The sequence below is a fragment of the Neobacillus sp. NRS-1170 genome, from assembly GCF_050468025.1.
In genome coordinates this window covers 41,782-61,733 of record NZ_JBITPF010000039.1, presented here as the reverse complement: position 1 = coordinate 61,733, position 19,952 = coordinate 41,782, and the positions used below count along the sequence as shown (strand labels likewise).

At 40.5% G+C, this 19,952-nt stretch carries 19 protein-coding genes, 1 tRNA gene and 1 riboswitch; of the genes, 19 read left to right on the top strand and 1 reads right to left on the bottom strand.

The annotated features are described in order from the left end of the window. Positions 1 to 38 precede the first annotated feature (38 nt). Positions 39 to 216: riboswitch (Lysine riboswitch) on the top strand. 305 nt (positions 217 to 521) lie between these two features. Continuing rightward, positions 522 to 1,739 (top strand): aspartate kinase, encoded by a 1,218-nt coding sequence (locus tag ACIFOT_RS17975; RefSeq protein WP_430066717.1) that lies wholly within the window; start codon positions 522 to 524, stop codon positions 1,737 to 1,739. Positions 1,740 to 1,778: 39 nt separating this feature from the next. Here the strand turns inward: ACIFOT_RS17975 and ACIFOT_RS17970 are convergent, their stop codons facing one another. Further along, positions 1,779 to 2,231 (bottom strand): YslB family protein, encoded by a 453-nt coding sequence (locus tag ACIFOT_RS17970; protein ID WP_430066716.1) that lies wholly within the window; start codon positions 2,229 to 2,231, stop codon positions 1,779 to 1,781. A 448-nt stretch (positions 2,232 to 2,679) separates the two neighbouring features. On the opposite strand from ACIFOT_RS17970, the gene ACIFOT_RS17965 reads away from it, so the two are divergent. From ACIFOT_RS17965 to lonB, 18 genes are all read left to right on the top strand, one after another. Then, on the top strand, positions 2,680 to 3,288 hold the full coding sequence (locus tag ACIFOT_RS17965) for a succinate dehydrogenase cytochrome b558 subunit (protein WP_430066715.1): 609 nt from the start codon (positions 2,680 to 2,682) through the stop codon (positions 3,286 to 3,288). 62 nt (positions 3,289 to 3,350) lie between these two features. After that, complete coding sequence (gene sdhA, locus ACIFOT_RS17960) at positions 3,351 to 5,102, top strand: succinate dehydrogenase flavoprotein subunit (protein ID WP_430066714.1); 1,752 nt, start codon at positions 3,351 to 3,353, stop codon at positions 5,100 to 5,102. A gap of 20 nt (positions 5,103 to 5,122) precedes the next feature. Continuing rightward, positions 5,123 to 5,884 carry a succinate dehydrogenase iron-sulfur subunit gene (gene sdhB / locus ACIFOT_RS17955; protein WP_430066713.1) on the top strand — a complete coding sequence of 254 codons (762 nt, stop codon included), beginning with the start codon at positions 5,123 to 5,125 and terminating at the stop codon, positions 5,882 to 5,884. A gap of 118 nt (positions 5,885 to 6,002) precedes the next feature. Continuing rightward, positions 6,003 to 6,584 (top strand): class D sortase, encoded by a 582-nt coding sequence (locus ACIFOT_RS17950; RefSeq protein ID WP_430066712.1) that lies wholly within the window; start codon positions 6,003 to 6,005, stop codon positions 6,582 to 6,584. 487 nt (positions 6,585 to 7,071) lie between these two features. Further along, complete coding sequence (locus ACIFOT_RS17945) at positions 7,072 to 7,536, top strand: acyl-CoA thioesterase (RefSeq protein WP_430066711.1); 465 nt, start codon at positions 7,072 to 7,074, stop codon at positions 7,534 to 7,536. Positions 7,537 to 7,655: 119 nt separating this feature from the next. Then, on the top strand, positions 7,656 to 7,880 hold the full coding sequence (gerE, locus tag ACIFOT_RS17940) for a spore germination transcription factor GerE (RefSeq protein WP_026572264.1): 225 nt from the start codon (positions 7,656 to 7,658) through the stop codon (positions 7,878 to 7,880). Positions 7,881 to 8,063: 183 nt separating this feature from the next. After that, positions 8,064 to 8,513 carry a MarR family winged helix-turn-helix transcriptional regulator gene (locus ACIFOT_RS17935; RefSeq protein WP_430066710.1) on the top strand — a complete coding sequence of 150 codons (450 nt, stop codon included), beginning with the start codon at positions 8,064 to 8,066 and terminating at the stop codon, positions 8,511 to 8,513. A 14-nt stretch (positions 8,514 to 8,527) separates the two neighbouring features. After that, complete coding sequence (gene racE, locus ACIFOT_RS17930) at positions 8,528 to 9,322, top strand: glutamate racemase (protein ID WP_430066709.1); 795 nt, start codon at positions 8,528 to 8,530, stop codon at positions 9,320 to 9,322. 133 nt (positions 9,323 to 9,455) lie between these two features. Beyond that, positions 9,456 to 10,511 (top strand): GerMN domain-containing protein, encoded by a 1,056-nt coding sequence (locus ACIFOT_RS17925; RefSeq protein WP_430066708.1) that lies wholly within the window; start codon positions 9,456 to 9,458, stop codon positions 10,509 to 10,511. Between the two features lie 101 nt (positions 10,512 to 10,612). Then, complete coding sequence (gene rph, locus ACIFOT_RS17920) at positions 10,613 to 11,368, top strand: ribonuclease PH (protein WP_430066707.1); 756 nt, start codon at positions 10,613 to 10,615, stop codon at positions 11,366 to 11,368. A 59-nt stretch (positions 11,369 to 11,427) separates the two neighbouring features. After that, positions 11,428 to 12,039 (top strand): XTP/dITP diphosphatase, encoded by a 612-nt coding sequence (locus tag ACIFOT_RS17915; protein WP_430066706.1) that lies wholly within the window; start codon positions 11,428 to 11,430, stop codon positions 12,037 to 12,039. Then, positions 12,036 to 12,557: a metallophosphoesterase family protein gene (locus ACIFOT_RS17910; RefSeq protein ID WP_430066705.1), complete on the top strand. Its 522-nt coding sequence runs from the start codon at positions 12,036 to 12,038 to the stop codon at positions 12,555 to 12,557. Before ACIFOT_RS17915 ends, ACIFOT_RS17910 begins: the two co-directional genes overlap by 4 nt. 481 nt (positions 12,558 to 13,038) lie before the next feature. Then, complete coding sequence (locus tag ACIFOT_RS17905; RefSeq protein WP_430066704.1) at positions 13,039 to 13,194, top strand: hypothetical protein; 156 nt, start codon at positions 13,039 to 13,041, stop codon at positions 13,192 to 13,194. Between the two features lie 312 nt (positions 13,195 to 13,506). Beyond that, positions 13,507 to 13,583: transfer RNA gene (locus tag ACIFOT_RS17900), tRNA-Arg, on the top strand. Between the two features lie 99 nt (positions 13,584 to 13,682). After that, entirely contained in the window at positions 13,683 to 14,708 is a 1,026-nt protein-coding gene (locus ACIFOT_RS17895) for a tetratricopeptide repeat protein (RefSeq protein ID WP_430066703.1), read from the top strand. Positions 14,709 to 14,878: 170 nt separating this feature from the next. Beyond that, entirely contained in the window at positions 14,879 to 16,156 is a 1,278-nt protein-coding gene (gene tig, locus ACIFOT_RS17890) for a trigger factor (protein ID WP_430066702.1), read from the top strand. Positions 16,157 to 16,658: 502 nt separating this feature from the next. Continuing rightward, positions 16,659 to 17,918 carry an ATP-dependent protease ATP-binding subunit ClpX gene (clpX, locus tag ACIFOT_RS17885; RefSeq protein ID WP_430066701.1) on the top strand — a complete coding sequence of 420 codons (1,260 nt, stop codon included), beginning with the start codon at positions 16,659 to 16,661 and terminating at the stop codon, positions 17,916 to 17,918. A gap of 272 nt (positions 17,919 to 18,190) precedes the next feature. Then, complete coding sequence (gene lonB, locus ACIFOT_RS17880; protein WP_430066700.1) at positions 18,191 to 19,858, top strand: ATP-dependent protease LonB; 1,668 nt, start codon at positions 18,191 to 18,193, stop codon at positions 19,856 to 19,858. The last annotated feature ends 94 nt before the right edge of the window (positions 19,859 to 19,952 follow it).

Sequence of the window (19,952 nt, the reverse complement as noted above, 5' to 3'; positions counted from 1 at the left end):
GAGTGAAAATTTAATTTACTGTCACTTTTACGTACTAAAGTGAAGGTAGAGGTGCGAGCTTCAAGAGTAAAGGTTCTGAGAAGGATGAGCTTCCAGGACGAGCCTTGAAAGGGGATGTTCGCCGAAGTGAAGGAAGTCTCATTTCTTTCTTTGCTGGTCCTGTATTGAATAAATGCTGGATTGTCAAGGCAATTGCCTTGGAGAGCTATCTAACCTTGTAGGCGCAAGATTTTTTTGTGTTTATAAAGCAATGAGATACTCTCTCATTGCTTTTTTTATTTTTTGGCACTGTTAAACTTCGTCTGTTGATTTCCGCTCCAGGCGCGTGCGGTTCGCGTGCGGTTCGGGGAGCCTCCTCGGCGCTTTAGCGCCTGTGGGGTCTCCCCAGTCCCGTACTCCCGCAGGAGTCTCGCGCCTTCCGCTCCAATCAACAGAATGGCAAAATCAAAAATGAGTTTTAACATAGCCTATTTTTTCTAGGGAAAACTATAGCAATCACTTGAAAGTAGGGGAAAACGAACATGGGGCTTATTGTACAAAAATTCGGGGGGACTTCCGTTGGAAGTGTCGAGAGAATTTTAAATGTAGCAGAATGTGTTAGAGAAGAAACAGAGCGGGGAAATAAGGTAGTTGTCGTCGTTTCGGCAATGGGAAAGTCAACGGATCAGCTCGTTAGCTTAGCAAAGGAAATCTCCGCTCAGCCTAATAAGCGGGAAATGGATATGCTTCTTTCTACCGGCGAGCAGGTGACCATCGCGTTATTGAGTATGGCCTTAAATCAAAAAGGCTTGGAGGCTGTTTCGTACACTGGCTGGCAAGCAGGAATCGTGACAGAACCTGTTCATGGAAATGCACGGATTTCAAAAATCAATACCCAGGCGATTGAAGCCCAGCTTAATAATGGGAAGGTCGTCATTGTTGCCGGCTTCCAGGGAATTACCGAAGATGGTGAAATTACCACTCTCGGACGCGGAGGCTCTGACACGACCGCAGTGGCTTTAGCTGCTGCTTTAAAAGCTGATAAATGTGATATTTATACAGATGTTACCGGAGTATTCACAACGGATCCTAGATATGTGAAAAACGCTCGTAAATTACTATCGGTCTCTTATGATGAAATGCTTGAGCTTGCTAATTTAGGTGCAGGCATTTTACACCCTCGAGCGGTGGAATTTGCCAAAAACTATAATGTCCGATTAGAAGTCCGTTCTAGTATGGAGAAAATTGAAGGAACTGTAATTGAGGGGGAAGCTACAATGGAACAAAACTTAGTCGTCCGCGGAGTCGCATTTGAAGATGAAATTACACGGGTAACCGTATTAGGACTTAAAAATTCATTAACAAGTCTTTCAACTATTTTTACAACACTTGCACAGAATCACATAAATGTCGATATTATCATTCAAAGTACAACCGAAACTGGTACAGCTAATTTGTCTTTCTCTATTCACACAAATGATTGGGTTGACACGTTAAAAGTTTTGGAAAACAATAAGACAGGCTTAGGCTATGAGCAGCTTGATGCAGAGAATAAATTAGCGAAGGTATCAATTGTAGGTTCTGGTATGATCTCCAATCCAGGAGTTGCCGCAAAAATGTTTGCCGTGCTGGCTGAGAACAATATTGCTGTAAAGATGGTCAGCACTTCTGAGATAAAAGTTTCCGCTGTTGTAGAAGAAAAAAATATGCTGAAAGCGGTAGAAGTATTGCACGACGCTTTTGAACTTGGAAACAACTAAAAAATAGTGAAAGGCACCTCGATGGTGCCTTTCACTATTTTAAATTGGATCTTTCTTATCCCATTTGACAGTGAAGCGGACGGTGTTAGATTTTTTGACTGGATGTTCAAAGGTTTCGGCAATGACTTCCTTTTGCATCTCAATTTGCTGTGCAAGGAAACCGGCTTCCAGTTGAAAAAAGTTTTCTGCCTTTGATTTGACACGTGATACTAGAAGTGGACTTGATAGTTCAAATTCTATCTCATTTTTAATTTCATGATTGATGGTTAACTGTCCCCAGGAAGCATTGGCAAAAAATTCAACCATTTGACCATAATCGGATAAAGGAAATTTACGTGCTAGCCGTTTGCCGGCCCAATATAAAATTTCTGGCGTATCTTTTCCTAAAATCTCGGGCAAAAGAACTTCTCGGATCAGTTCATAACCGAAGGTGGTTATGGTTCTTGGTTCTTCAATAGGCTGCTTGAGCTCAACGACTGTACTATCTTTCACTTGTTTCCCCTCTTTCTATCATTCTATTATATACAAACTATGTTACAATTCAGTACCGTTTTTATAAAATAGGGCTAACATTTTGAAGGGATTTTTTGTTATTTTGCAATATCATCACTTGTTTACTATCATAATTATTATTTCCTAAAAATTTGATATTCCAACCGTAAGATGTTGGTAATTTGAATGTAAAAATCTAGATTATTTTTCAAAAAAAACCAATATAAAATGAATGCGCTTTCATTCTATTATAATATCAATATATTTTAAAAACTTTATTTTTTACCAAAGATTTGTGTATCCGGTTTCTTGACGCTCTATGATGATGAGAGTAAAATGGACATGTCACATTATTGTCACAATGGTGCTAGGTTACATATTCTTTAAAAAGGATTGAAAAAAGGTAAGAACTTAACATCATTTTTACAAATTAAAAGGGGGTAAATGTATGGCGAGTAATCGAGAGTTTTTTAATCGGAGATTGCATTCATTGCTGGGAGTTATTCCTATCGGGATCTTTCTCATGCAGCACCTAGTAGTTAACCATTATGCAACAGTGGGAGTCGAGTCTTTCAATAAGGCTGCGAACTTTATGGGGGGTCTTCCTTTTCGCTATGTCTTAGAGACTGTAATTATTTATTTACCATTGTTATTTCATGCAATTTATGGGCTTTATATTGCTTTTACTGCCAAAAATAATACTAGCAGATTCGGATTCTTCAGAAACTGGATGTTCTTGCTGCAACGTATCACAGGCGTCATCACGCTGATCTTTATTGCTTGGCATGTATGGGAGACCCGTGTTGCTGCCGCTTTCGGGAATGAAGTTAATTTTCAAATGATGCAGGATATTCTTTCATCACCATTCATGTTTGGATTTTATGTTGTTGGGATTATTTCAGCAATTTTCCACTTTGCAAATGGATTATGGTCATTCATGGTTAGCTGGGGCATCACTGTATCGCCACGTTCACAAGTCATTGCTACATATGTGACAATCGTGATTTTCTTAGCACTTTCTTATGTTGGAATTTCTACTTTGTTAGCATTTGTATAATAGTTCACATTTACGATTGATCGGAAAAAATAATTGGATTTTGGATTAAGGGAGTGAGTCAAATGAGTAAAGGTAAGGTAGCCATAGTCGGCGGCGGTTTAGCAGGCTTAATGGCAACAATTAAGGTAGCGGAATCCGGAACACCAGTAGAATTGTTTTCGCTTGTTCCTGTGAAACGCTCTCACTCTGTTTGTGCCCAAGGCGGTATTAATGGAGCAGTAAATACTAAAGGTGAAGGTGACTCCCCGTGGATTCACTTTGACGATACCATTTATGGCGGAGATTTCTTAGCAAACCAGCCGCCTGTTAAGGCAATGTGCGATGCCGCACCTGGAATCATCAATTTATTTGACCGGATGGGAGTTATGTTTAACCGTACTCCTGAAGGACTTTTAGACTTCCGTCGTTTCGGCGGTACACAGCACCACCGTACAGCTTTTGCCGGTGCAACAACTGGTCAGCAGCTTCTTTACGCATTGGACGAGCAGGTTCGTCGTCATGAAGTAGATGGATTAGTAACGAAGTACGAGGGTTGGGAATTCTTAGGGACAGTAATCGATGACGAAGGCACTTGCCGCGGGATTGTTGCTCAAGACCTAAAAACAATGGAAATCCGGTCATTTGCCGCTGATGCAGTCATTATGGCATCAGGCGGACCTGGGATTATTTTTGGAAAGTCTACTAACTCTGTCATTAACACTGGTTCTGCTGCTTCTATCGTGTATCAGCAAGGTGTTTATTATGCGAACGGTGAAATGATTCAAATTCATCCTACTGCTATTCCTGGCGATGACAAGCTTCGTCTCATGAGTGAGTCTGCACGTGGTGAAGGTGGGCGAGTTTGGACATATAAAGATGGTAAGCCATGGTACTTCCTAGAGGAAAAATATCCTGCATACGGAAACCTTGTACCACGTGATATCGCAACACGTGAAATTTTTGATGTGTGTGTAAATCAAAAATTGGGAGTTAACGGCGAAAATACAGTTTTCCTTGATCTTTCCCACAAGGATCCACACGAATTAGATATTAAACTAGGTGGAATCATCGAGATTTATGAAAAATTCATGGGTGATAATCCACGTAAAGTACCGATGAAAATTTTCCCTGCGGTTCACTATTCAATGGGCGGCCTATGGGTTGATTATGACCAAATGACTAATATCAAAGGTCTGTTTGCAGCAGGTGAGTGTGATTATTCACAGCACGGTGCTAACCGTCTAGGAGCAAACTCCCTCCTTTCAGCCGTTTACGGAGGAATGGTTGCAGGACCAAATGCAGTTAAATATATCAATGGACTAGAAAAGAGTTCCGATGCTGTTTCTTCTTCTGTCTTCGATCGTCATGTAAAAGAACAGGAAGAAAAGTGGAATTCGATCATGTCTTTAAATGGAACGGAAAATGCTTACGTTCTTCATAAAGAGCTTGGTGAATGGATGACTGATAATGTAACCGTTGTTCGTTACAATGACAAGCTGTTAAAAACAGATGAAAAGATTCAAGAGCTCATGGAGCGCTACCAAAATATTAACATTAATGATACATCTAAATGGAGCAACCAAGGTGCAGCCTTCACACGTCAATTACAAAACATGCTGCAAATGGCTCGTGTTATCACCCTTGGTGCTTACAATCGTAATGAAAGCCGTGGTGCTCATTACAAGCCAGATTTCCCAGAGCGTAATGATGAGGAATTCATGAAAACAACAATGGCTAAATTTGTTGATTCTAAATCTGCTCCAGCTTTCCATTATGAGGACATCGATGTATCCTTGATTAAGCCACGGAAGCGCGATTACACTACAAAGCATTAATGAAAGGGGAGTAGGAAAAAATGTCTGAAAAGAAAATGGTAAAATTTATTATCCAACGTCAGGATAGCGAAAATGCCGCTCCGTATGAGGAGACTTTTGAAGTCCCTTATCGTCCGAATATGAACGTTATTTCTGCGTTAATGGAAATTCGTAAAAATCCTGTCGATGCCAGTGGAAAAGCTACTACCCCAATCACTTGGGATATGAACTGTTTAGAGGAAGTTTGCGGTGCTTGCTCAATGATTATCAATGGAAAGCCGCGCCAATCCTGTTCCGCTCTTGTTGATCAATTGGAACAGCCAATCCGTTTAGCGCCAATGAGAACTTTCCCTGTTGTCCGGGACCTTCAGGTTGACCGCAGCAGAATGTTTGATGCCTTAAAGAAAGTTAAAGCTTGGATTCCAATCGATGGAACGTATGACTTAGGTCCTGGACCACGTATGCCAGAAAATAAGCGTCAGTGGGCCTATGAGCTTTCAAAATGTATGACATGCGGTGTATGTCTAGAGGCCTGCCCGAATGTTAACAGTAAATCTGACTTTATTGGTGCACAACCATTATCTCAGGTTCGTCTCTTCAACGCCCATCCAACAGGCGCAATGAATAAGGCTGAGCGTTTGGAAGCAATTATGGGTGATGGTGGACTTGTAAACTGTGGTAACTCGCAAAACTGCGTTCAATCCTGCCCGAAAGGTATTCCATTGACTACTTCAATTGCAGCATTGAACCGTGATACAACGATTCAATCATTCAGAAGATTCTTCGGAAGCGACCATCAATAAATTTGCTTATTAACCTTCTTTTCAATTTTGGAAAGAAGGTTTTTCTGTTTTTAAGATTGAAATCTTTGTTATACTTGTAAATATGAAAATACCTTTTAAAAAGGCAGGTATCCCTAACGTGAAAGCTAAATTTCCGTTATTCATTATTTTTATCGGACTCGTTCTTTTAGGCATCGGTGCCTGGCAATATATTGATGTCAAACTCCAAACAAAGGCGTCTCTAAAAGAGGCAAAGGAGATGGTCCTTGACCACCCTGCTAAAGCAGAAGTGCAGCAGCAAAAACATGATGTGTCAAAGATGGGGGAAACGGCCGGTCTTTTAGTCATTCCCAAAATTAAAGCAGAGTTGGCGATCGTGGAGGGCACAGACCCGGATGATCTTGAAAAAGGTGTCGGCCATTATAAAGGCTCATTTTTCCCAGGAGATAAGGGGCAAATTGTTTTATCTGGACACAGGGACACGGTTTTCCGCCGCTTAGGTGAATTGAAAATTGGCGACTCCCTGAAAATGCAAATGCCATATGGGAACTATACCTATGAAATTACCCATACCAGAATTGTTAAATCCGATGATACCAGCATAATCACCTTGCAGCACGAGAAGGAAGAATTAATCCTCACGACCTGTTACCCATTTCGATATGTAGGGAATGCCCCGAAAAGGTATATTATCTATGCGAAGCTGAAAAAGCTTAATTAATAAACAGTCTCCATTGCCCAAAATGCGGGAAAAAGCCTTTGCTGGGGTAATGAAAAGGTGTTTCATTGCCCGTGAAGAGAAAAATCGCTTGTGTAGGGTCAATGAAAAGGTGTTTCATTGCCCCTGAAGAGGAAAAATGCTTGTGGGCGGTCGTTGAAAAGGTGTTTCATTGCCCCTGAAGAGAGGAAAACTTTTCCTTCGGTCAATGAACGTATGGAAAAGCAAAAACTGTCCTAATTGAGGCTCATGCGGACTAAAACTAAGACTGCAAAAAGACAAACTGTCTTCATAGAGCGTTCATGTAGACAAAAAACAGTACAGAAAAGCAAAATCTGTCCTCATGAAGAATTCATTCCATATATCAAACTGGCATCACCATTACCCCTTATATAATATAAGGGGTTTTTTCTTTTTAAGATTCACAATATAATAAAAAACAGACAATAAAATGAATAGTCATTCATTCGTACAAAAGGGGACAAACAAAATGGCAAAAGCAGCATACATAAATGATTTTCATAAATGGGAGCAGGAATTTGAATTTTATCTCCCCGTCAAGGTTCGATTTTCCGAAACGGATATGTTTGGGAACCTCAACAACACTGTACCATTTATCTATTTTGAAGAATCGCGAGTTGAATTTTTAAAATCAATCGGATTTATGCAAAGCTGGACACGGCCGGAAAGTAAGACAATTCCCGTGGTAGCGGACCTCCAGTGCGATTTTTTAAAGCAGATTTACTTTGATGAACAATTGAAAATCTATGTGAAAGCAGAATCTGTTGGAATTTCTTCCGCTTACATCCACTATATGGGGAAAAGGGAAGACGGTTCGATTGGATTTGTCGGCAGGGGTGCCATTGTTCAAATCTCCAAAAAGACAGGCAAAGGGTTTCCTTGGACAGAGCAACAGAAAAATTTACTCATAAATAATGAAAAAATTGGCATATAATTTTATTTTCCTTTAAGGAAATATAGTCACTCCATTTGCCTTATTCACATAAGATATGGTGACTAAATATATACCCACCCCCGGTGCATAACTGGCGAAGGCAAGGAGGGTCACAATACTTGAAGGAGAATGATTATACTCACAAGCCATTACTCACCAAACGCGAAAGAGAAGTATTCGAACTGTTAGTACAAGACAAAACAACTAAGGAAATCGCTGGTGAACTTTTTATAAGCGAAAAAACGGTTCGAAACCATATTTCGAATGCCATGCAAAAGCTTGGTGTAAAGGGGCGTTCTCAAGCTGTTGTAGAGCTCCTTCGAATGGGAGAGCTCGAACTATAATAATGACCGGCATCCATTTTGGAGGCCGGTTCATTATTTTATTTAAAAACTCTTCGATTATTTCAACTTGAAATTTTAGCGAAAAAAGTAGAAAATAAGTACAAGCATTAAGACTATTTAAAAAAAATCATTAAATAGATAATCTTGTCTTAAGGGAGAAGTTTTTTATAGGAGTGTATGATCATGAAACTCGAAAATACCGAAAAAATTAACGTGGAAATTGTTGCCAATATTGAAAAAGACTTACGCTATATATCCGGAATCATCAAGCAAAAAGGAAGAGAAATGCTAAGCAATTATAAAATTACCCCTCCGCAATTTGTTGCCTTGCAATGGCTGTTTGAAGATGGCGATATGACAATCGGTGATCTTTCAAATAAAATGTATTTGGCCTGCAGCACAACGACGGATCTTGTAGACCGCATGGAGAAAAATCTTCTAGTTGAACGTGTAAAGGATCCAAGCGACCGCCGGGTGGTCAGAATCCATCTGCTGGAAGAGGGCAAAAGAATTATTGATGAAGTCATTAAAAAACGTCAAGTGTATTTAGAGGAAGTATTAGACGATTTCTCAGTGGAAGAAATTCAATTCCTTCAAAAAAGCTTGATGAAACTCCATCAGGAAATGCGTTAAAAGAGGCGAGAAATTTGAAGCAACCAATTGGTGTAATCGATTCTGGTGTGGGTGGATTAACCGTTGCCAAAGAGGTCATGAGGCAGCTTCCTAATGAGAAAATCATCTATTTGGGTGATACTGCCCGCTGCCCGTATGGCCCCCGGACACCCAGAGAAGTAAAAAAATTCACATGGGAATTGACCACCTTTTTACTAGAAAAAAACATAAAAATGCTTGTAATTGCTTGTAACACGGCAACGGCGGCAGCTCTTGATGAGATTCGAAAAGAATTATCGATTCCCGTTCTTGGCGTTATTAACCCAGGAGCAAGGGCAGCCATCAAGCGGACGAAGAACTACCGGGTTGGGATTATCGGTACAGAAGGGACGGTCAAAAGCGGTGCTTACGAAAGGGCACTCAAATCACTAAATAGCCGGCTTTTTGTGACCAGCCAGGCCTGCCCCAAATTCGTCCCTCTTGTAGAGAGCAGTGAGTTTGACGGGCCTATCGCTGAGAAAATCGTTGATGAGGCATTAAAACCGCTCCAAAATCAAAATTTGGACACGTTAATTTTAGGCTGTACTCATTATCCGTTGTTGGAACCATTAATAAAAAATGTAATGGGTGACAATTGTAGTGTTATCAGTTCCGGCGATGAAACAGCAAGGGAAATCAGTGCCATCCTGCAGTATAATGGCTTGTTGGAAACATGTGAGGAAGAATCTTTGCATGAATTTTACACGACCGGTTCAAGGAGGATTTTTTCAAAAATTGCCTCGCAATGGCTGGGAATCCCTATAAATGAAGTAAAAAAAATCAAACTGTAGAGTTCTCAATTCGGGAGCTCTTTTTGTATGAAAAAAATTTTAAAAAGATGTTCTTTTTTCTGGCCTAAGGCGGTCTAATTTTTTCCTAGGCTCGTATACATATTAGTACAAACAGTCTTAGGGGGGAATTAATTTGTTTAAAAATAAAGCAAAAATCCTTGGTTTGACGGTGCTGACTTCATCAGTGCTGCTATCTGGCTGCGGCTTGTTTGGCGGTGAAACACAAAAGAAAATTGATCCGCCAAAAACAACACAGGTAGTCGATAAAAAAGAAAATAAAGAAACAGCGGCTGCGAAGAAGGCCAACGCTGAAAACACTGTTCAAACAGAACTATACTTAATTGATAAAAATGGCTATGTCGTTCCTCAAACACTGGCACTTCCTAAGACCGCTTCAGTGGCCAAGCAGGCTCTTGAATACTTAGTGGTGAATGGCCCTGTTACTGACATGCTTCCAAATGACTTCCGAGCTGTCCTGCCAGAGGATACAGAAATTTCTGTAAACATTGATAAAGACGGGCTGGCTACGGTTAATTTTTCAAAAGAATTTAAGAATTACAAGCAGGAAGATGAGAAAAGAATTCTTCAATCTGTCACATGGACTTTAACCCAATTTGATAATGTTAACACGGTGGCTATTAAAATGAATGGAACGGCGCTAACGAAAATGCCTGTGAAAGGGACTCCAATCAGCGAGCATCTTTCAAGAGCATCGGGTATTAACATTGATACAGCGGATGTAATGGATATTACGAATACCAAGCCTGTTACCGTCTATTACATAGGTGGAGAGGAAGAGGGCTCCTATTACTATGTTCCGGTAACCCGCCGTGTCCCTGCCAGCGAAAAGGATAACATTACTGCTGTTGTGAATGAATTGATTCAAGGGCCTAGTGAAAATTCAAACTTAGTTTCTGAGTTTATGTCTGATGTAAAGCTTTTAGAAGCCCCTAAGATTGCCAATGGTCAGGTGACTTTGAACTTTGATGAAAATATTTATGGCAGCTTTGAAGAAAAAGAAATCTCTCAATCATTACTTAATGCGCTCGTGCTTTCATTAACGGAGCAAAAGGACATTAAAAAAGTGGCCATCCAAGTTAAAGGCACGGCAGAGCTGAAAAATGATAAAGGCAAAAAATTATCTGAGCCGGTAACTCGTCCAGAAAAAGTAAATACAGGTAGTTTCTAAAAAAAAATTTTTGTTATACTATATAGTGACCATGAAAGAGGTTGGCTTTTAAGGCCGCCTCTTCTTTATTTGGCATTGTCGTAATGAAGGGGGCGTATGTTATGCGTGTTGATGGCAGGGAGCCATTGCAGCTAAGGCCAATACATATTGAAACAAACTATTTAATGCATCCCGAAGGATCTGTCCTCATTTCAGTTGGGAATACGAAGGTAATTTGTACGGCGAGCATCGAGGATCGAGTCCCGCCGTTTATGAGAGGCGAAGGCAAGGGCTGGATTACGGCCGAATATTCAATGCTTCCACGGGCAACGGAATCGAGAAATATAAGGGAATCTTCAAAAGGAAAGGTCACCGGCCGGACTATGGAGATTCAGCGTTTAATTGGTAGAGCACTTCGCGCAGTGGTAGACCTTAGTGCTCTTGGCGAGAAAACAGTCTGGATTGATTGCGACGTCATTCAAGCAGACGGCGGCACAAGAACTGCTTCGATAACAGGGGCTTTTGTCGCGATGACAATCGCCATAAATCGTTTATCGGAGAAAAAGTCAATGTCAAAGTTTCCTATTATCGATTATTTAGCGGCTACAAGCGTAGGAATTTTACAAAAAGGTGAAACGGTTCTCGACTTGAATTATGCTGAAGATTCCAAGGCCCACGTCGATATGAATGTCGTAATGACTGGCAACGGTGAGTTCGTCGAATTACAAGGGACTGGCGAGGAATCTACCTTTTCTTATGAACAGCTGCAAGGCTTACTTCATGCCGCACAGGAAGGGCTGATGGAGCTGTTTGAACATCAAAAAACCGCACTTGGCGAAGAGATTACGAAGAAAATTGAGGGCCGGCGAAAGAAGTAGACTCATTTTTGGTATAGGTTGATATTACAGTCTGATATATAACATGAGAGGCGAATGAAATGAAGGAAGTTATTATTGCTACTAAAAACCCTGGTAAAGCAAGAGAATTTGAGCATATTTTTGCCCCTAGAGGGTATTCGGTTAAAACCCTGCTAGATTTTCCGGAGATCCCAGAGGTCGAAGAAACAGGCTCAACCTTTGAAGAAAATGCCATATTAAAGGCGGAGGCTGTTTCACAGGCGCTAAATAGAATGGTGATTGGTGACGATTCGGGCCTAATCGTGGATGTCTTAGAAGGCAGACCAGGAATCTACTCCGCCCGTTATGCAGGAGAGCCAAAGAACGATCAGAATAACACAGAAAAAGTTCTGTCTGAATTAAAAGGAGTTCCTGAGGCGGAGCGAACTGCCCGTTTCTATTGTGCATTAGCAGTGGCGGTTCAAGGGCAAGAAACCTTCACGGTGTCAGGCACCTGTGAAGGGCGTATTTTAGAAGAGCAACGTGGTACTAATGGTTTTGGCTATGATCCCGTATTTTATGTCCCTGAAAAAGGCCGTGCAATGGCTGAGCTTTCTTCAGATGAAAAAAATAAAATCAGCCATCGGGCAAATGCTCTGAAGAAGCTGGATGATGTGCTCGATGGTATTTTAGAAAAGGCTAATGAGGCATGAGCAAGGTTTTAGTTGTTAGCGATAGTCATGGATTGACAAAGGAACTCGAGATTTTACGTGAAAGACATTTGAATGAAGTCGATTTGATGATTCATTGCGGCGATTCACAATTGATGCCTGATGATCAATCCATGTCTGGTTATTTAACCGTAATGGGTAACTGTGATTTCGGCGGAGGGTACCCATTAGATACAACAACGGAGGTTGCCGGCAGGAAGTTCTTCATTACCCATGGTCATCGATATTCTGTAAAAACTTCTTTGATGAATTTAAAGTATATAGCACAAGAGGTTAATGCTGATATCGTCTGCTTTGGACATTCGCACGTCTTAGGTGCAGAAGTTATTGGAGAGACGTTTTTCGTAAATCCAGGCAGCATCCGTCTTCCCCGTGAGCGACTGGAAAAAACATATGTTATCCTAGATTTATTTGTAGATAAAATTAAGATGTCCGTGTTTGAATTGAATGGGCGGGAGATCTTAGAGCTTTCTCGGGAATTTATATTACCTCAAAAATGATTTGAAACCTATTAGTGACCGTGCAGGGGGAAATTAGCTTTGCACGGTTGTTAAGAAGGGCTCATAATGCCTGTGAACCGAGAAAAAGAGGTTTCATGGTCGTTAAGAAGGGCTCATAATGCCTGTGAAACGAGAAAATAGGTTTCACAGTCGTTAAGAGGGGTTCATAATGCCCGTGAAACGAGAAAAAGAGGTTTCACGGTCGTTAAGAGGGGCTCATAATGCCTGTGCACCAGGAAAAAGAAGTTTCCCGGTCGTTAAGAAGGGTTCATAATGCCCGTGCACCAGGAAATAGAAGTTTCCCGGTCGTTAAGAAGGGCTCATAATGCCTGTGAACCAAGAAAAAGAAGTTTCCAGGTCGTTAAGAAGGGTTCATAATGCCCGTGAAACGAGAAAAAGAGGTTTCACGGTCGTTAAGAGGGGCTCATAATGCCTGTGCACCAGGAAAAAGAAGTTTCCAGGTCGTTAAGAAGGGTTCATAATGCCCGTGAAACGAGAAAAAGAGGTTTCCCGGTCGTTAAGAGGGGCTCATAATGCCTGTGCACCAGGAAAAAGAAGTTTCCGGTCGTTAAGAAGGGTTCATAATGCCTGTGCACCAGGAAAAAGAAGTTTCCCGGTCGTTAAGAAGGGTTCATAATGCCTGTGAACCAAGAAAAAGAGGTTTCCCGGTCGTTAAGAGGGGTTCATAATGCCCGTGAACCAAGAAAAAGAGGTTTCCCGGTCGTTAAGAGGGGCTCATAATGCCCGTGAACCAAGAAAAAGAGGTTTAACGGTCGTTAAGAAGGATTCATAATTCCCTTGAATCAAGAAAAACGTGTTCCCGGTCATTAAAACGATTAAATTTACATATCGAAAACTTAAATTAAAATAAAAATAAAAAATGTGAAAAACCCGTTGACTTTTAGATATTTGGATAATATAATAAATCTTGTCGCTGATAATTAAATACGTCCCAGTAGCTCAGCAGGATAGAGCAACGGCCTTCTAAGCCGTCGGTCGGGAGTTCGAATCTCTCCTGGGACGCCATACTACATACCAGACATTAACTCACTTTTGATAGTGAGTTTTTTTTGTGCCTCATTTATGCTACACTATTTTCCAAGACACGCAAAAGGACGGATTTTTATGAAAAAACGGGAAAAAGCGAAACGAATCGATAATGTAATTTTCTTTCCCGGAATCGAAAAAAGATTAACAGATAAAGGCTTAGAGAGCCTGCATAATAAAAAATTTCAAGAGGCAATTACCCTTTTAGAAGAAGCAAAAGAACTAGATCCAGAAAATGACGACATCTTAATTGGACTTGTTCTTGCCTATTTCGAGGCAGGATCCTTTAAAAAAGCAAGAAAGCTTGCCAACGAAATGCTCCTAAAAGGAATTGGCGACTATTTTCAAATGGTAGACCTCTACTTAACAATCCTTATCCAACTCCATGAATACCAAGAAATCGTCTCGACCATTGAAGTCTTGTTAGAAGAAAAAGAGATTCCGCTAGACAAACATGACCATTTTTTAACTATCCTTCAATTCAGCCGGAGAATGGCAGAAAATCGCAAGCTGGAGATAAATGAACCCGAGATTGAGGAAAACCATCCACAGCAGCTAAATCTTTTATCATCAAACAATCTTAATGAACAAATGCTGCTAATTTCGAACCTGGCAGAAAAAAATATCCGCCCCTATGTTCCTGAGATTGAAGAATACCTCAATTCCGAAGAAGGGCATCCGTTTCTTAAAACGATTCTGTTAACGCTGCTCAAAGAGCAAGAAATCGATCGGGAATTAAAAATCACAAAATTCTCACAAGAAAACACAGTCATCCCCACTCAATTACCGGACGTTAGACAACAGCCAAGAATGATCCAAATTAAAGCTCTATTAGAAAATCAACTTGAAAGCAGTAACCCTGTTCTCTTTGAAAATATCATCGCCTTGGTAGAACGCATTTTTTTTATGAGCTTTCCGTTTGAGCTGCAACCTGTGAACAGTTCTGCTTGGGCCGCAGCCTTCTACATTCTTGCTCAAGAATACATGGGAATGGAGCCTAAATTACCTCAAACAGCGATGGAATATGGAGTCACATTGCAAGAAATAGAGCAAGCTAGAGGCCAAATTGAACAAATTGAAAAAATTTCTTATCCTAATATATAACCTCCGGTGTTGAAACACAGGAATCCTGTGTTATAATGTAGGGGTTGCATTGTGTAAATAATTATATTTTACATTAAAAAAAGTGGAAATATGACTTATTGGACAAGACATATTTCGATTCTTAATTCGTTACGAATGAAATGAGAATAGATGTTGGAGGGAAAATAGGTATGACAGCAAAATGGGAAAAATTAGAAGGAAACCGCGGCGTCCTTACAGTTGAGGTAAGTGCTGAACAAGTAAGCAAAGGTTTAGACGAAGCATTCCAAAAAGTTGTTAAGCAAGTAAACGTTCCAGGCTTCCGTAAAGGAAAAATGCCTCGCGGTATGTTTGAAAAGCGTTTCGGTGTAGAATCACTTTATCAAGACGCATTAGATATTCTTCTTCCAGAAGCATACGGCAATGCAATCGACGAAGCAGGAATCGAGCCAATCGACCGTCCTGATATCGACATCGAACAAATGGAAAAAGGCAAAGATCTTATTTTCAAAGCAACAGTTCAAGTTAAGCCTGAAGTAACATTAGGCGAATACAAAGGCCTTGAAGTAGAAGCGTTAGATACAAATGTGACTGACGAAGACGTTCAAAAAGAATTAGAAACACTTCAAAACCGTCACGCTGAGCTTGTTGTAAAAGAAGACACTGCTGCTGAAAACGGTGATACAGTTGTTATCGACTTTGAAGGATTCGTTGATGGCGAAGCTTTCGAAGGCGGCAAAGCCGAAAACCACTCTTTAGAACTAGGATCAGGATCTTTCATTCCGGGCTTCGAAGAACAATTAGTTGGTGTTAAAGCTGGCGAATCTAAAGATGTAGAAGTATCATTCCCTGAAGAATATCATGCAGCTGAGCTTGCTGGCAAACCAGCAACGTTCAAAGTAACTGTTCATGAAATCAAAGGCAAAGAGCTTCCTGTATTAGATGACGAGTTTGCAAAAGATGTTGACGATGAAGTAGAAACATTAGATGCATTAAAAGAAAAAATCAAAACTCGTTTAGAAGACAGCAAAAAGCATGAAGCAGAACACCACCTTCGTGACACAGTAGTGGAAAAAGCTGCTGAAAACGCACAAGTTGAAATTCCAGAAGTTATGGTTTCTAACGAAGTAAACCGCATGCTTCAAGAATTCGAACAACGTCTGCAAATGCAAGGCATGAACCTTGAGCTTTACTTCCAATTCTCTGGTCAAGACGAAGCGGCTCTTCGCGAACAAATGAAAGAAGAAGCACAAACTCGCGTGAAAGTGAACTTAACACTTGAAGCAATTGCAAAAGCTGAAAACCTTGAAGCAACTGACGAAGATGTAAACGCTGAGCTTGATAAAATGGCTGGTATGTACAACATGTCAGTTGATGCAATCAAACAAGCAGTTGGCGGCGTAGAAGGCATCAAAGCTGAACTTAAATTCAAAAAAGCGATCGACTTTATTGTTGAAAACAAAAAGTAATTTTTATAAGTAATCGCAAGGCACGATTTTGATCGTGCCTTGTTTTATACATTTTTTCAATTACATATTATAATTATGTCAGGGAAACCTTTTTAATATCTAGCTTCAGCGCCTAGGGGCTCGAGGTCATAAGCCAATCCGGCATGAAGGTTAAAAAACAACCTTCCTGCCGGCTCGTCTTATGCTTGTCGCCCCTGGTCAAGGCGCTTCAGCTTTTATTTACAATGGGCAGGAAATTCAACACTACATATCGAATTAATAATTTCCAAAGAGCTTTTAGATTTATTTTTAAAAATTATGGCAAAGATTAATGAGTACATATGTTTTAAACTGGTGCTTCTCCAAACAAATCAAAACATAATGCATTTTAGTTCCAGTCCATTGGCCAAATATGTTACAATGCAGAATACATACCATTTTAGAAATAGTTTGAACTCGGCTTTTGTTTGGATGATCCACCAGCTTCAAAGAAGGATATAACACGTTTCAAGGGGTGAAAGAGTTGTTTAAATTTAATGATGAAAAAGGACAATTAAAATGTTCATTCTGTGGAAAAACGCAGGATCAAGTCCGTAAACTAGTGGCAGGGCCGGGAGTTTATATATGTGACGAGTGCATCGAGCTTTGCACAGAAATCGTTGAGGAAGAGCTTGGAACTGAAGAAGAAGTAGAATTTAAAGATGTTCCAAAACCGAAGGAAATCTGTGAAATTCTTGATGAGTATGTAATTGGTCAGGATAAAGCGAAGAAATCGCTTTCCGTAGCCGTATACAACCACTATAAGCGCATCAATTCCAACAGTAAAATTGATGACGTTGAGCTTTCCAAGAGTAATATTGCTATGATTGGGCCAACAGGAAGCGGGAAAACACTATTGGCGCAAACATTAGCACGTATCTTGAATGTGCCATTTGCTATCGCTGATGCTACTTCTCTTACAGAGGCAGGCTATGTCGGTGAAGACGTTGAAAATATTTTATTAAAATTAATTCAAGCTGCCGATTATGATGTAGAAAAAGCGGAAAAAGGCATTATCTATATCGATGAAATTGATAAAATTGCCCGTAAATCCGAAAACCCATCGATTACACGCGATGTTTCCGGTGAAGGCGTACAGCAGGCATTATTAAAGATTCTTGAAGGTACGGTGGCAAGTGTTCCTCCTCAAGGAGGAAGAAAGCACCCGCATCAAGAATTCATTCAAATTGATACCACCAATATTCTATTTATCTGCGGTGGAGCGTTTGATGGAATTGAACCGATTATTAAACGCCGTTTAGGACAAAAAGTAATTGGTTTTGGTGCAGATCCAAAGCAAGCAGAGATTACTTCCAAAGAGCTGCTTTCAAAGGTATTGCCTGAAGACTTGCTGCGATTTGGTTTAATCCCTGAATTTATTGGCCGTCTTCCAGTTATCGCAAGCCTTGAACAGTTGGACGAGGCGGCATTAATTGAAATTTTAACAAAACCAAAGAATGCGCTTGTGAAACAATATCAAAAAATGCTTGAAATTGATGATGTTGAGTTAGAATTTGAAGAAGGCGCATTAACTGAAATCGCGAAGAAAGCGATTGAACGCAAAACGGGTGCCCGTGGATTACGTTCAATCATTGAAGGAATTATGCTTGATGTCATGTTTGACCTTCCTTCCCGCGATGATATTACAAAGTGTATCATTACGAAAGAAACAGTCATCAACAACAGCGTTCCGAAGCTTGTTTTAGAAGACGGAACAGTCGTTGTTGAAGAAAAATCAGCATAATATAGAAGGGCCTGGCGTTTGCTAGGTTCTTTTTTATGTGCTTTTTTACAGAAATTGTTAAAATGTACAAAACCATTGAAAAAATAGACAATGTACCTCAAAAAATAAACAAACCCACTAAAAAATTAGACAAAGCACCCCAAAAAATAGACAAACCCATCCCAACACAGATTCCCAGCACATCAGTTTCTTGCATTTTGTGGTTTATTCCACCACTCGGCAGGAAATACTTATTAATATCTATAGAAGTACAAAGTGCTGGAGGGAAAAATATGAGTTGGACGGGGATTGCATTATTTATACAGCTGTTTTTTGGAATCATCATCGGGCTATACTTTTGGAATTTGCTTAGGAATCAGCGGACTCAAAAGGTTTCCATCGATAGGGAATCCCGAAAAGAAATGGAACAGCTTAGAAAAATGAGATCGATATCATTAACAGAACCATTATCTGAAAAGGTACGTCCCACGAGCTTTCAAGACATTGTTGGCCAAGAGGATGGAATAAAATCTTTAAAAGCAGCATTATGCGGACCGAATCCGCAGCATGTCATTATTTACGGACCACCAGGAGTCGGGAAAACAGCAGCAGCGCGTCTTGTATTAGAAGAAGCAAAAAAGAACGCTAAATCACCATTTAAAAAAGAATCTGTTTTTATTGAACTAGATGCTACAACAGCACGATTTGATGAGAGGGGGATTGCGGACCCGTTAATTGGATCAGTACACGACCCGATTTATCAAGGGGCTGGTGCAATGGGCCAGGCTGGGATTCCGCAGCCTAAACAAGGGGCCGTAACAAATGCTCATGGCGGTGTCCTTTTTATCGATGAAATCGGCGAACTGCATCCGATTCAAATGAACAAACTGTTAAAAGTTTTAGAGGATCGCAAGGTTTACCTTGAAAGTGCCTATTATCATGAAGAAAATACACAGATTCCAACGCATATCCATGATATTTTTAAAAATGGCCTTCCAGCCGATTTCCGTCTCATTGGGGCAACGACGAGAACACCTAGTGAAATTCCCCCGGCGATTCGTTCGCGTTGCATGGAAGTTTTCTTCCGTGATTTAAATCAGGAAGAAATTGTGACAGTAGCAAGAAAAGCAGCAGATAAGGTGAATATGGAAATAAACGATACGGGTGTGAATACACTTTCTACCTACGCCCGTAATGGCCGTGAAACGGTCAATATGATTCAAATCGCAGCGGGACTTGCAATTACTGAAGACCGCAATTTTATTAAAGATGAAGATATCGAGTGGGTGATTCATTCCAGTCAAATGACTCCGAGAATGGAACGAAAGATCAATGATATTGCCCATGTTGGTCTTGTCAATGGACTAGCTGTATATGGACCGAATTCCGGTGCGCTTCTCGAAATAGAAGTGACCGTCATTCCGGCAAAAGAAAAAGGAAGCATTAATATAACAGGAATCGTCGAAGAGGAAAGCATTGGCGGACAGGGTAAATCGATACGCCGCAAAAGTATGGCGCGGGGCTCGATTGAAAATGTCATTACCGTTCTCCGCTCCATGGGTGTCCCGGCAAATGACTACGATATCCATGTTAATTTCCCAGGCGGCGTTCCTATTGACGGACCATCAGCAGGAATCGCCATGGCGACAGGTATATATTCAGCGATATATAAGATTCCTATCGACAACACCGTAGCGATGACGGGTGAAATCAGTATTCACGGAAATGTAAAGCCGATTGGCGGTGTTTATCCGAAGGTAAAGGCGGCCAAGAAAGCCGGTGCGAAAACGGTTATTATCCCGGATGAAAATATGCAAACGATTCTAAATGAAGTCGAGGGCATTCAAATCATTCCAGTCAATCATCTGCATGAGGTATTTGAAATTGCCTTGAAAAATGATTATCGGAAAAATATTGCCATTCCCGCTTCTATAGAACTATCTAAAAAAGAGTCGATTTAACCAAACACTTCGGTTTGACCTAAAAAGCAAACCGGAGTTTTTTTGTGAGAATGTTGGGGAAAATAATTATATTGCTAAAGAGATACCTGCTCTA